Annotated in this window: 12 protein-coding genes; 7 read left to right on the top strand and 5 right to left on the bottom strand. The window is 69.9% G+C overall.

From position 1 onward, the window contains the following. Nucleotides 1-13: 13 nt before the first annotated feature. Complete coding sequence (locus ACTWQN_RS37120; RefSeq protein WP_443208359.1) at nucleotides 14-184, bottom strand: hypothetical protein; 171 nt, start codon at nucleotides 182-184, stop codon at nucleotides 14-16. A 308-nt stretch (nucleotides 185-492) separates the two neighbouring features. On the opposite strand from ACTWQN_RS37120, the gene typA reads away from it, so the two are divergent. From typA to dapC, 7 genes are all read left to right on the top strand, one after another. After that, nucleotides 493-2,406 (top strand): translational GTPase TypA, encoded by a 1,914-nt coding sequence (typA, locus tag ACTWQN_RS37115; protein ID WP_443208358.1) that lies wholly within the window; start codon nucleotides 493-495, stop codon nucleotides 2,404-2,406. Nucleotides 2,407-2,726: 320 nt separating this feature from the next. Beyond that, on the top strand, nucleotides 2,727-4,472 hold the full coding sequence (locus ACTWQN_RS37110; RefSeq protein WP_443208357.1) for an ABC transporter family substrate-binding protein: 1,746 nt from the start codon (nucleotides 2,727-2,729) through the stop codon (nucleotides 4,470-4,472). Between the two features lie 232 nt (nucleotides 4,473-4,704). Further along, nucleotides 4,705-5,616: an N-acetyl-1-D-myo-inositol-2-amino-2-deoxy-alpha-D-glucopyranoside deacetylase gene (gene mshB, locus ACTWQN_RS37105; protein ID WP_443208356.1), complete on the top strand. Its 912-nt coding sequence runs from the start codon at nucleotides 4,705-4,707 to the stop codon at nucleotides 5,614-5,616. Then, on the top strand, nucleotides 5,613-5,978 hold the full coding sequence (locus ACTWQN_RS37100; protein WP_443208355.1) for a hypothetical protein: 366 nt from the start codon (nucleotides 5,613-5,615) through the stop codon (nucleotides 5,976-5,978). The genes mshB and ACTWQN_RS37100 overlap by 4 nt, the downstream gene beginning before the upstream one ends. A 15-nt stretch (nucleotides 5,979-5,993) precedes the next feature. Continuing rightward, a complete protein-coding gene (locus ACTWQN_RS37095) occupies nucleotides 5,994-6,752 on the top strand; it encodes a hypothetical protein (RefSeq protein ID WP_443208354.1) in 759 nt (252 codons plus the stop codon). A gap of 140 nt (nucleotides 6,753-6,892) precedes the next feature. After that, entirely contained in the window at nucleotides 6,893-7,213 is a 321-nt protein-coding gene (fdxA, locus tag ACTWQN_RS37090; RefSeq protein WP_093273442.1) for a ferredoxin, read from the top strand. Then, a complete protein-coding gene (gene dapC, locus ACTWQN_RS37085) occupies nucleotides 7,210-8,334 on the top strand; it encodes a succinyldiaminopimelate transaminase (protein WP_443208353.1) in 1,125 nt (374 codons plus the stop codon). The genes fdxA and dapC overlap by 4 nt, the downstream gene beginning before the upstream one ends. Nucleotides 8,335-8,344: 10 nt before the next feature. Here the strand turns inward: dapC and ACTWQN_RS37080 are convergent, their stop codons facing one another. The 4 genes from ACTWQN_RS37080 to ACTWQN_RS37065 all read right to left on the bottom strand — a co-directional run bounded on the left by ACTWQN_RS37080 (nucleotide 8,345) and on the right by ACTWQN_RS37065 (nucleotide 12,265). Beyond that, the gene (locus tag ACTWQN_RS37080) at nucleotides 8,345-9,286 is read right to left on the bottom strand and encodes a CHAD domain-containing protein (RefSeq protein ID WP_443208352.1); all 942 of its coding nucleotides are present in this window, start codon (nucleotides 9,284-9,286) and stop codon (nucleotides 8,345-8,347) included. Nucleotides 9,287-9,365: 79 nt separating this feature from the next. Further along, entirely contained in the window at nucleotides 9,366-10,352 is a 987-nt protein-coding gene (gene dapD / locus ACTWQN_RS37075) for a 2,3,4,5-tetrahydropyridine-2,6-dicarboxylate N-succinyltransferase (RefSeq protein WP_443208351.1), read from the bottom strand. A gap of 409 nt (nucleotides 10,353-10,761) precedes the next feature. Beyond that, complete coding sequence (locus tag ACTWQN_RS37070; RefSeq protein ID WP_443208380.1) at nucleotides 10,762-11,655, bottom strand: CU044_5270 family protein; 894 nt, start codon at nucleotides 11,653-11,655, stop codon at nucleotides 10,762-10,764. A 1-nt stretch (nucleotide 11,656) separates the two neighbouring features. After that, nucleotides 11,657-12,265 carry an RNA polymerase sigma factor gene (locus ACTWQN_RS37065; protein ID WP_443208350.1) on the bottom strand — a complete coding sequence of 203 codons (609 nt, stop codon included), beginning with the start codon at nucleotides 12,263-12,265 and terminating at the stop codon, nucleotides 11,657-11,659. Nucleotides 12,266-12,529: the final 264 nt, after the last annotated feature.

The following is a 12,529-nucleotide window of genomic DNA, read 5'->3' as shown; positions in this document are numbered from 1 at the left end:
CGCCGCGGTCAGATCATTTCGCGCTCTTTTTCTTTGCTGCTTTCTTGTCCCTCTTTTGTGCTTTCTTGACCTCTTCCGCTTTGGTCGCTCGCAGCAACTCTCGCAGCACCACGATCGGGCAACTCTTGCAGGGTGGTTGCGAGCGGCAACATTTGCTCTTGACCTTGATGGTGCCTTTGCCCACGGTTTGTCTTTCCGATGCCGGAACGGGGATGGGCACAGGCTAGGCGAACCTAACCGCGGTTGGCGAACTTGATGTCGAGACCGCCGTCGACTGTTGCGCTGCGCACGCGACGGCCGGTCCCGCATCAGGTTGCACTACGCTGGACTTCGCCGCGCGTCGACGCGCGCGCCCCGGCACTCGCAGGGGCGCCGCCCATTCGCTCCGCAGCAGCGGCGCCGTGGAGCCGCGGCTCGGTGCCCCGTCGGACACCGGCACTCGATCAAGTCGACGAACCGCCGCACCCTTCACCCCGAGCCAGGAGTACCCGCGTGTCCGTCACCAGCGTCGCCGCCCCCATTCGCAGTGATCTGCGCAATGTCGCCATCGTCGCGCACGTCGATCACGGCAAGACCACCCTGGTGGACGCCATGCTTCGGCAGTCCGGGGCCTTCTCCGAACGCGCCGAGCTCGTCGACCGCGTGATGGACTCCAACGACCTGGAGCGGGAGAAGGGCATCACCATCCTGGCCAAGAACACCGCGATCCGCCGGGAGACCGAGGCAGGCCCGGTGACCATCAACGTGGTGGACACCCCCGGTCACGCCGACTTCGGCGGCGAGGTGGAGCGCGCCCTGTCGATGGTCGACGGGGTGCTGCTGCTGGTGGACGCCAGCGAGGGCCCGCTGCCGCAGACCCGGTTCGTGCTGCGCAAGACGCTGGCCGCCGGACTGCCGGTGATCCTGGTGGTGAACAAGGTCGACCGGCCGGACGCCCGCTGCGCCGAGGTCGTCGAGGAGACCCACGACCTGCTGCTGGAACTGGCCAGCGAGCTCGACGGGGAGGTCGAGCTCGACATGGAGGCGATCCTGGACCTGCCGGTCGTCTACGCCTCCGCGCGCGCCGGTCGGGCCTCGCTGGCCCAGCCGGTGGACGGCGAGCTGCCAGCCGAGGAGGACCTCACCGCGCTGTTCGACGTGCTGCTCAAGCACGTGCCCGCGCCGGTCGCCAACCTGGCGGCGCCGCTGCGCGCGCTGGTGACCAACCTCGACGCGTCCTCGTTCCTCGGCCGGATCGCGCTCTGCCGGATCCACTCCGGCAAGTTGCGCAAGGGCCAGACCGTCGCGTGGTGCCGCGCCGACGGCACCGTCGAGAAGGTCCGGCTCACCGAGCTGCTGGTCACCCGGAACCTCGACCGGGTGCCCTGCGACGAGGCGTCCGCGGGCGACCTGGTCGCCATCGCCGGGATCCCGGACATCACCATCGGCGACACCCTCGCCGACGCCGACTCGCCGGAGCCGCTGCCCAGGATCACCGTCGACGCCCCGGCCATCTCGATGACCATCGGCGTCAACACCTCGCCGCTGACCGGCCGCAACGGCGGCACCAAGGTCACCGCGCGGCTGGTCAAGAACCGGCTGGACGCCGAACTGATCGGCAACGTCAGCGTGAAGGTGCTGCCCACCGAACGGCCGGACGCCTGGGAGGTGCAGGGCCGCGGCGAGCTGGCGCTGGCGATCCTGGTGGAGACCATGCGCCGGGAGGGCTTCGAGCTCACCGTCGGCAAGCCGCAGGTGGTCACCCGGACCATCGATGGCAAGCTGTGCGAGCCGTTCGAACGGCTGACCGTCGACGCCCCCGAGGAGCACCTCGGCGCGATCACCCAGCTGCTGGCCGGGCGCAAGGGTCGGATGGAGACGATGGGCGGGCACGGCACCGGCCGCATCAAGCTGGATTACGTGGTGCCCGCGCGCGGTCTGATCGGGTTCCGCACCGAGTTCCTCACCGAGACCCGCGGCACCGGTATCGCCAACCACGTCTTCGAGGGCTACTTCCCGTGGGTGGGCGAGCTGCGCACCAGGCACACCGGTTCGCTGGTGGCCGACCGGGCGGGCTCGGCGACCACCTACGCGCTGCTGCAACTGGCCGATCGCGGCAGCTTCTTCGTGGAGCCGGGCAGCGAGGTCTACGAGGGCATGGTGGTCGGGGAGAACCCGCGCGCCGAGGACCTCGACGTCAACATCACCAAGGAGAAGAAGCTCACCAACGTGCGGTCCTCCACCGCGGACGAGCTGGAGCGGCTGGCCAAGCCGCGCACGCTCGCGCTGGAGGAGGCGCTGGAGTTCTGCTCCGCCGATGAGTGCGTCGAGGTCGGCCCGACGGCGATCCGGGTGCGCAAGACGGTCCTGGACAGCACCACCCGCGCCCGCGAGCGCGCCCGCGCCAAGGCCCGCGACAACGCCTGAGATGCCTGCCCTCGAATCGCGGGGCGGGTGGGAAACCCCACTGGCGACGACGAGATCACAAGGCGGGCGCTGGAACTCGATTTTTGTGCAGCTGGCGCTCAGCGATCGCGTGGCTGCCGCGCTGAGCTGGGAGTTCGCCGGGAATCTGGTCGTTTCCCGGGCAGCTGGGTTGGGCGACGAGCACACTGAGCTTCGACCCCGGCGTCGATCATCGCTTCGGCGCCGGGAACCATGGAGGCTCTCGCGCGTCTTCAGCACGTGCGAGTCGCCCCGGCGGTCGGGGTGATCGGGGGAAGCACGGATGTGAGGGGAGGTTCGGCGTGTCCCAGGGTCGACGCCGCCCACTGGCTGCGGTCTCCCTGCTGGTGACAACAGTTGGTTTGGTGGCCGCCTGCACGAATGCGCCACCGCCGCCGTTGGTGTCGCAGCCTCCGACACCGGTTCCCACCACCAGCGCCCCGCCCACCCAGCCGATGCCGGTGGAGGTCGTGGTCGGGGTCGACGAACTCGAAGGCGGTTTCAACCCGCACACCCTCGCCGACCTGTCGCCGACGAGTTCGGCGTTGGCCAGCCTGATGCTGCCGTCGGTGTTCCGCCCGGCGCGCGACGGGACCCTGCAGCTGGACACCACGCTGATGGAATCGGCGGAAGTGGTGCCGGACGCGGAGAAGTTCACCGTCCGCTACCGGATCAAGCGCGAGGCCAACTGGTCCGACGGTGCGCCGATCGCCGCCGAGGACTTCGTCTACCTGTGGGAGCAGTTGCGGTCCCAGCCGGGGGTCTCGGACCCGGCCGGTTACCAGCTGATCGACGACGTGGCATCGCGGCAGGGCGGCAAGACCGTCGAGGTGACCTTCGCCAAGCCCTTCCCCGGCTGGCAGACGCTGTTCACCAACCTGCTGCCCGCGCACCTGCTGCGGGACGCGCCGCGCGGTTGGGCGACCGTGCTCGACGACGGCTATCCGGCCTCCGGTGGGCCGTTCGCGATCCGGCAGGTCGACCTCGATCGCGGCGAGATCATCTTGGAACGCAACGACCGCTACTGGGGTCCGCCCGCGCAGTCCGACCGCATCGTGCTGCGCGCGCTGGACAAGACGCGCCAGCTCGACGCGTTGCGCAGCGGCGACAGCCACCTGGCGGTGTTCAGCGCGGACCGGGGCACCATGCAGTCGCTGCGCGACCTCGGGGACGCTGTGCAGCTGATCACCGTGCCGCGTCCGGCCACCATGGAGGTGCTGCTGCGGCAGGACAGCCGGGCGTTGGCGGATGTCAAGGTGCGGCAGGCGGTGCTCGCGGCACTGGACCGACCGGCGTTGATCGAGGCCGGTACCGATGGCGGGCCCGCTGATCAGTTCCAGGCGCACGCCCAGGTCCTCGCGCCGTCCGAGCCCGGCTACGCGCCGACGGAACCGGCGCTGCCGAACAAGCCGGATCCCGCGCAGGTGGAGCGGCTGCTGGGCGAGGCCGGGTACCACCGCAGCGGCGGGGCGTGGCTGCGCGACGGCCGTCCGCTGAACCTGGTCATCGCGGCACCCTTCGAGCACGAGTCCTACATCCGGATCGCCGAGGCGGCCGCGCGGCAGCTGCGGGACCAGGGGATCCAGGCGACGGTGGTGACGCCGACCGGTGATCAGCTCTTCGGCGAGATGCTGGCCACCAATCCGCGCTCCGGGGATTCCGGTGGGGCGGGTTCGGTGGACATGGCGATCGCGCCGCGTCCGGCGGGCGGCGATCCGGCGGCGATGATGGCCGCGTCGTACGGATGCCCGGGTGTGGCCGCCGACAGCGAGCAGCCGTTCCCCTACAACGACGCCGGGTTCTGCGACGAGTTGCTGCAACCGACGATCGACGCGGCGTTGACCGGGCAGGTGCCGTTCCCGGAAGCGTCGGCGGATGTCGAGTCGCAGCTGTGGCGGGACGCGATCGCGCTCCCGCTCTACCAGCAGGCCCAGGTTCTCGCGCTGCGCAGGGAAGTCACCGGGGTCGAGCCGGGCAACGGCCTGGCCGGGCCGTTCTCCACCGCTGCCGGGTGGCTCGGAACACCCGCCGATAGCGACGGCTATTAATGCCCGTTGGCAGCGGTTGTCCCGCCGTGCGCACACCGCACCTGACCAGCGGACATGCTCGCGCGGCGGAACTGGCGGCAGCGCCGATCGCCGTTGTGGTCGGCGATCGGGGGTCGGGCGGCGGCGTGATCGGGCGGCGGCGGACGGCCGTTCGCGGCCCGTCGGTTCGGACATCCGGGGTAATACCGCTACCGTGCGCGGTGCGCTGCGGGCCGCAGATTAGGCTGGACCGGTGACGCTGACGGCCCCTCCGAGGTTGCTGCTGGTGCACGCGCACCCAGACGACGAAACCCTTTGGACCGGCGGGACGATCGCCCGCTACGCCGCTCGCGGCGTGCAGGTGGTGGTGGTGACCTGCACCCTCGGCGAGGAAGGCGAGGTGATCCCGGAAAGCCTGCGCGGCTTGGCCGCCGACCAGGCCGACCAGCTCGGCGGCTACCGGGTCGGCGAACTGCGCTCGGCGTGCACCGCGTTGCGGGTGGCTGATCACCGGTTCCTCGGCGGCGTCGGCCGCTGGCGCGACTCCGGGATGCTCTGGGAGCAGCCTGGCAAGGCGGGCGCCCGGCCCGACGCGCATCCGCGCGCCTTCGCCATCGGGGATCTGCGGGAGCAGACCGATGCGCTGGAAACCGTGCTGCGCGAGGTGAAACCACAGGTGGTGGTCAGCTACGCGGCCGACGGCGGCTACGGCCACCCGGACCACATCCGCGCCCACGAGGTGACGGTCGCGGCCGCCGCGAAGGTGCCCGAAGTGCAGCGGGTGTTCTACGCGGTGCCGTCGCGCGACGCGCTCGCGAAGGGGCTGGCCGCGTTGGCGCAGACCGAAGACATGCCCTTCGAGCTGCCCGCACCGCACGAGTTGGCAAGCGTCGCGGACGAATCGATCAGCACCGTCGTCGACGTCTCCGAGCACTTGGCGGCCAAGATCAGTGCGCTGCGCGCGCACGGCACCCAGGTCAAGGTGTGGTTGGAGCAGTGGCACAACGGCGACGGAGTGGCGGCCTACGCGCTGTCCAACGGCATCGCGCACCCGGTCGTGTCGACCGAGCACTACGTGTTGGCGACCGGTGATCCGCAGGGCTGCGAGGCGGATCTGTTCGGCGGGCTCGGGGTGAGCGGCACCGAGCCGGTGGACGACCGTTGACCGCGCCCGAGCGCGTGCTGTTCGGTTTCCTGCTGCTCGATGCCGCGGTCCTGGCCGTGATCGAGCTGCTGTTCCTGCCGTCCTACCTGGGCGCCGTGCAGTTCCCGGTCACCGCCGCGCTCGCTGCGATGACCACGCCACTGCTGGTGGCCGAGGCCGCGCGGATCTCGCCGCGCCGCCGGGTGGCCGGGGCGCCGCTGGTGGTGTGGTTCGCGGCGGTGTTCGTGTTCGGCGTCCTCGGACCGGGCGGTGACATCGTGTTGCTCGGCAACGATTGGCGCACTCTGCTGCTGATCGGCGGTGGCGCATTGCCGAGCGCGCTGATGCTCGGAATCGTGATGGGCAAGCACGCCAGGACGTGAGCTGTTGGAGTGGCGATGGCCGAGGTGTTGACCGACGAGCGGATCGCCGCCGTGCTGCGCCCCTTCGTTCGGGCGACCGCGCCGGTGCTGGACGCGCTGCGCGAGGCCGATCCGCTGCGGCTGCGCGGCCGGGCCGAGGATCTCGCCGCGGCCGGGGCGCTGCGGAAGGTCCTGCGCCAGCTCGACGCGATGCAGGTGCCGGGCAGCTCCACCTGGGACGCGATGTCGGTGCAGCAGCGCTGCGACTGGTGGGCCACCCGGGTGGGCCGGTTCCTCGCGCTGGTCGCCGGGTTGCCCCGCTTCGGCGGTGTGATCACCTCGCGGCTGCCGATCCGCAATGCGCTGGGCATCACCGGGCAGAGCCTCGTGCTGTGCGCCATCGCCGCCGAGCACGGCGTGACCGACCAGGCCGTCAAGGTGCAGCTGATCGGCGCGGTGCTGCTCGACCGGGAGATCTCGGCGGAGCTGGCCGCCGGGCACGCCGAGGACGACGAACGGGTCTCCGAGCTCACCGAGGACATCGATGCCTCGCGGCGCGAGCACGGTCGGCCGATGCCGAAGGCGGTCGCCCGCACGGTGTGGCGAATGGCACGTGCGCTGTGGGAGATCGATTCCGAGCTCGACAAGCGCCCGCAGGGTCGCTTCTACCACGAGCTGCTCGGCAACGTTCCGGTCGTCGGCGTGGTGGGCGGCTACTTGGGCGAACGATCAGCGCTGCGCAAGGTGGGGCGGCTTGGCGCGGAGTGGTTGGACCGCAATGGTTTACGCCGTTAACTCCGGCATCGTGGAGTCGGCTCCACTCCCGTGTGGTGGGACCAGTTACGTGTCCGGGTGGGTACGAGAGATACTGTCAGCAGTCGCGTCAGGAGATTCCTGGGCGCGAGTAGTACAACGCTTCGAGCAGGAGAGCAACCGTGACCTACGTGATCGCCGAGCCCTGCGTCGACGTGCTCGACAAGGCATGCATCGAGGAATGCCCTGTCGATTGCATCTACGAGGGCGGGCGGATGCTCTACATCCACCCCGATGAGTGCGTCGACTGCGGTGCCTGCGAACCGGTCTGCCCGGTGGAGGCCATCTACTACGAGGATGACGTGCCGGAGGAGTGGGCCGCCTACACCAAGGCGAACGTGGACTTCTTCGACGAACTGGGCTCGCCGGGTGGCGCGGCCAAGGTGGGCAAGGTCAACAAGGACGTCGAGCCCGTCACCAGCCTGCCCCCGCAGGGCGAATGAGTTCCACAACCGGCCCGGGCACCGCGGTGTCCGGGTCCCGGGGCCCGCACCTGCCGGACTTCCCGTGGGATTCGCTGGCGCGGCAGACCGACACGGCCAAGTCGCATCCGGACGGCATCGTCAACCTGTCGGTGGGAACTCCGGTCGACCCGGTCCCGGCGAATCTCCAGCGGGCGCTGTCGGCGGCTGCCGACCAGCCGGGTTATCCGGCCACGCACGGCACTCCCGAGCTTCGGGAGGCCGCGGTCGCCGCGCTGCACCGGCGCTACGGGATCACCGGGTTAGCACCGGAGGCGGTGCTGCCGACCATCGGCACCAAGGAACTGGTGGCCTGGCTGCCGACCTTGCTGGGCATCCGCCCCGGCGACGTCGTGGCGATCCCGGAGTTGGCCTACCCGACCTACGAGGTGGGCGCTCGGATCGCCGGTGCCGAGGTGGTCCGGCTCGCTCCGGGTGAGCTGCCACCGGCCGGAACCGCGTTGCTGTGGCTGAACTCCCCGTCGAACCCGACGGGTCAGGTGCTGGATGCGCGCCAACTGGCCGACTCGGTCCGGCGGGCGCGGGAGATCGGCGCGGTGGTGGCCTCCGACGAGTGCTACCTCGCGCTCGGCTGGGACACCGAGCCGGTGTCGGTGCTGCATCCCTCGGTGTGTTCCGACTTCCGCGGCGTGCTCGCGGCGCATTCGCTGTCGAAGTCCTCGAACCTGGCCGGGTACCGGGCCGGGTTCATCACCGGCGACCCGGATCTGGTGGGACGCCTGCTGGAACTGCGCAAGCACGCGGGGATGATCGTGCCGCGCCCGGTGCAGGAGGCGGTCACCGCGGCGCTGCGCGACGACGAGCACGTGCGCGCGCAGCGCGAGCTGTACGCGGCGCGGCGCGCGCTGCTGCGGCCCGCGCTGGAGGCGGCGGGCTTCCGCATCGATCATTCGCAGGCGGGCCTGTACCTGTGGGCGACGCGCGGCGACGATGCGTGGCAGACGGTGGATTGGTTGGCGCAGCGCGGAATTCTCGTGGCGCCCGGCACCTTCTACGGTCCGGCTGGCGACCGGCACGTCCGGATCGCCCTGACGGCGACCGACGAGCGCATCGCGGCAGCCGCCAAGCGCTTGGCGGAGTGACGCCAGTCCGTCAGATCTCGGCTGCCGCGCCGCGGAGGGCTTCCCAGGCCGGGCGCCACTGGGCGCGGCGGTCGGCCCTGCGGATCTGTTCGCGCTCGACCAGTCGGCCCGCCACGAACGCGACCGCGGCGTCGACGTCCTCGCCGAAGTCGCGCAGCAGACCTCGGATGCGCTCCTCGGCGACGCAGGCGTCCTGGTGCTCCCCGAGCACGTCCTGGAACTGCCGGGCGGCCTTGATCAGCTGCTGCATCGGCTTGCCGAACGCCGGTTGCGCCAGTTCCGCGGTGTAGCGCACCCGCTTGCCCCGGATGCGCAGCGCGTGCAGCTGTTCGTCGGCAGGTTCCTCGGGTAGCCGTGCCACCGCTTTCCGGAGTTTGCGGAACTCGCGGAGCACCAGCCTGCGCAGCTCGCGTTCGCTGTCCACATCGGACTGCGAGGTGGGCAGTTCGGTGCGCAGCGCCTCGGCCAGCGAGCGCAGCAGGGTCAGGTAGCGGTCGCTGTCCAGCGCGGCGAGCAGCTCGACCCTGGCCTGGCCGTGCTCGACTTCCAGACCGGAGACCAACCGGGTGGCCGCGGCCCGCTCGTCGACGGGCAGATCGGCGCTCTCCGCGCGGAGGCGCTCCAGCAGCACGTCGAGATCGCGGACCGGGCCCAGCGCCCGGCCCAACCAGCCGAGCTTCGCGCGCAGCGGCTCCGACCAGTCCCGGTCCAGGAACGGGCGGCCGGAGAGCAGCATCGCGCGCATCCGGCGCACCGAGACCCGCATCTGGTGCAGCTCCTCGGGATCTTCGCCCTGCCGAGTGCCCGGGTCGTAGGAGATCAGGGCGCGCAACCGGGTGTCCAGCCCGGCCCGGACGTGCTCGGCGACACGGGCGTGCCGGTCGACCGCCACGGGCTCGGCGGGTAGCTCGACGACGCGGGTCAGGTCTCGTTGCTGCCAGCTGGTGGCCATTGCCAATGATAAAACCGTTCGCCAGCGAAGACGCCTGGTCCATCCAGCGGAAACCGATGCCGATCCTCAGGAGAAGCTCTCAGTTATTTGCGTGGAGGGCTGCGTTCAGTTCTACGCGGCCGCCGGTGCGGGCGACGACCTCGACGGTGCCGGTGGTGGAGTTGCGGCGGAACAGCAGGCCGTCGGAGCCGGACAGTTCGAGGGCCTTGGTGAGGGTGCCGTCCGGCAGCGTCACCTTGGTGCCCGCCGTGACGTACAGGCCCGCCTCCACCACGCAGTCGTCGCCCAGCGAGATGCCCGCCCCGGCGTTGGCGCCGATCAGGCAGCGCTCGCCGACGGAGATGACCTCCTTGCCGCCACCGGAGAGGGTGCCCATGATCGAGGCGCCGCCCCCGACGTCCGAGCCGTCGCCGACGACGACCCCGGCCGAGATCCGGCCCTCCACCATCGACGCGCCCAGCGTGCCCGCGTTGAAGTTGACGAAGCCCTCGTGCATCACCGTGGTGCCGCTGGCCAGGTGCGCGCCCAGCCGGACCCGGTCGGCGTCGCCGATGCGCACCCCGGACGGCACGACGTAGTCGACCATGCGCGGGAACTTGTCGACGCCGTAGACGGTGACCGTGCCGCGCGACCGCAGCCGCAGCCGGGTCGCCTCGAAGCCTTCCACCGGGCACGGGCCGTGGTTGGTCCACACGACGTTGGCCAGCAGGCCGAACATGCCGTCGAGGTTCTGCCCGTGCGGGTGGACCAACCGGTGCGAGAGCAGGTGCAGGCGCAGGTAGATGTCGTGCGTGTCGACCGCCTCGTCGGAGAGCCGCCCGATTGCGGTGCGCACCGCGACGATCTCGACCCCGCGGGCCTCGTCGCGCCCGAGCAGGGCGGCCCCGGCCGCACCGAGCGACTCGGCGGCCTGCTCGGCGGACAGCCGCGTGCTGCCGGAGGTCCCCGGTTCGCCGAGCCTGACGGTGGGGAACCAGGTGTCCAGCACCGTGCCGTCGTCGGTCACGGTGGCCAAGCCCACACCGTGGGCGCCCGTGGTCTGCGGGTCGGGAGACTGTGCGCTCATGCCCGAAACCGTAATCGGCGCAGGTGGCAACCGCCTGCACGGGGTGGGTCGGGCGTCACTTGGTGGGCAGAACGATGATCGATGTTGGTGAAGAGTGACGTCGGTTGCCACCTCGCTGCTGGAACGTGGCGGATTAACGGCTCCCGCTCGATCAACGCCCCGACCGAATCTCGGCCGGGGCGTTGTCGTGTCCATATCCAGGCACTTCGTTACCGGACCGCGCGGAGTGCCGGTTATGCGCGCACCGGTACTGTCAGTACAGCTGAACGCACCTCACAAGCGGGCAGAACGGACAAATAAGCCAGAGCGGGCGCGAAAATGCGTACTGGCAGTCACTCTCATAGGTCCTGACCATCGAATACGTCGCGGAAATGGATGGTGCTGCTCGAAGGATCCCCGCCGAGTCGGGTCAGGGGCGTTGTTCGGTCCGGTCCACGATCGACATTTCCAGCGTGGCGCCGAACTCCGAGCCCAAGAAGGCGTAGGTGTGGCGATCGAAGATCAGCATCTGCCGGTCTGTGCCAGCGGAACCGGGGAAGGAGATGCCGATTCCGGGTCTTCCGATCGGGTCCTTCACCTCCTTGACAACGGTGATACCGGGGATTTTGGCCGCGGCTTCGAATAGTGCCGCCATCGATTGCGGTCGCACGTACGATTCGTTGACCATGTTCTGGATGGCCGTGCCCAAGTGGTAGCCGTCGTTGGGGTCGCGGCTGTTCTTCTTCAGGTAGGTCAGCATCCCGTCGGCGTCGGTCGGCAGGTCCGGGATGTAATGGGGGCTCGGCTTGCAGTTTTCGAACTTTCCTGGAATGAACTCGCCTCCCTTGGTCGCGGCCTTCTTGCCGTCCCGGCAGCCGGGAAGCAGGCTGCGGGGCTCGCCGTACTGCATGACGAGACCATCGTGCGTCCCGTCCGCCGACAACCACGCCTCGCGGACCCCATAAAGATTCTGGGACTTCGAGTAGAAAAATTGATCGGGTCGCGGTGGTGTGTCGGGGAGCTTCAGCGCTGCGGCGGCAGCGTTGTGCAGGACCTGCACCGCATCGGCATTCGCGGTCGGGGCGGGCACGCCGGCCTCGTCGAACGGAGCGAGGGTGACCACGCCGGAGATCGCCGCGGCGAGACCGACCGTCACCGCGCTCGGCCACACGAACCGCCGCCGGGAACGCCGCAGCCGGACCGATGGGGCCGCGCCGACGGACCGCTCCTTGACGGCCGCGGCTACCAGGCGGTTGCGCGCCGATACGAGCCGCTGCTGGTCCGGAAGCGGCGTGGACTTCCGGAATTCGCTGATCAACTTCATCTCATCGATGTCCATTGCGAACAACCTTCCCGGGGGTCGAGGCGTGAGCCGGCAGTTCGAGCAAGGCGCGGGTCTTCTTGCGGGCCCGGTTCAGCCGCGACCGGACAGTGCCGACCGGTATCTTCAAGGCTGCGGCGACCTCGTCGTAGGTCAGGTCCTCCCAAGCGATGAGCAGCAGCACGTCGCGGTCTCGCTGGGACAACGCCGCCAGCGCGGCGCCCAGCTGCTGCCCCATGGCCTGCGCGGTGACCTGAGTCGCGACTCGCTCCGCGTGGCATGCTTCGTCCGTTGTCGGCACGACGGCGCCGCGATGCCGGTATGCGCGTTCTTCGGCTCGCCGGTGCTGGCTGACGAGTTTCGTCGCGATGCCGTACAACCATGGCCTGGCGTCCCGTCGGCCCAGGTCATAGCGCTCCCGGTTGCCGAACGCGGCCAGGAATGTGTCGGCCACCAGGTCATCGGCCAGCTCGGGGCCGATGCGGCGAGCCAAGTACCGGTGGATGGCTGCCGCGTGCCGATCGAATATCGCGGCGAACCGGTCGGAGTCTTGCATCGATCTCTGGATGATTGCGGCGTCGTCCTCGACTTCGCCGTTTAAGGCTGAACTCATCAACCGTCCTTCTCGGATCCGGCCAGTTACACCTGTTATCCGCGCGGGGCCAGGATCGAGTTCACGCTTGATGCGGCTGGGCCCGCATCGGCGAGGACGCAACCGTGGGGGCGGATTCACAACCGGTCACTCGCATGTGATCGTGGACGGCACCGTGCGCCGCGAGGCGCTTGATGACCGGGCGGGGGTGAAAGGACTCCGCCGCCGGGCTGTCGCAGCAGTCCGGTTGAAGCTGAGGGCAGCCTGATCCGGGGGACGCCGGGG

Origin of the sequence: Saccharopolyspora antiqui, from assembly GCF_052246905.1 — a bacterium.
Classification (GTDB): domain Bacteria; phylum Actinomycetota; class Actinomycetes; order Mycobacteriales; family Pseudonocardiaceae; genus Saccharopolyspora.
This window is presented reverse-complemented; position numbering and strand designations above follow the sequence as displayed.

What these genes read in the sequence shown, in the direction of transcription:
- ACTWQN_RS37070 (WP_443208380.1), bottom strand. Translation starts at nt 11,655, where the DNA reads ATGAAGTTGATCAGCGAATTCCGGAAGTCCACGCCGCTTCCGGACCAG.
- ACTWQN_RS37080 (WP_443208352.1), bottom strand. Translation starts at nt 9,286, where the DNA reads ATGGCCACCAGCTGGCAGCAACGAGACCTGACCCGCGTCGTCGAGCTA.
- ACTWQN_RS37065 (WP_443208350.1), bottom strand. Translation starts at nt 12,265, where the DNA reads ATGAGTTCAGCCTTAAACGGCGAAGTCGAGGACGACGCCGCAATCATC.
- dapC (WP_443208353.1), top strand. Translation starts at nt 7,210, where the DNA reads ATGAGTTCCACAACCGGCCCGGGCACCGCGGTGTCCGGGTCCCGGGGC.
- dapD (WP_443208351.1), bottom strand. Translation starts at nt 10,352, where the DNA reads ATGAGCGCACAGTCTCCCGACCCGCAGACCACGGGCGCCCACGGTGTG.
- ACTWQN_RS37095 (WP_443208354.1), top strand. Translation starts at nt 5,994, where the DNA reads ATGGCCGAGGTGTTGACCGACGAGCGGATCGCCGCCGTGCTGCGCCCC.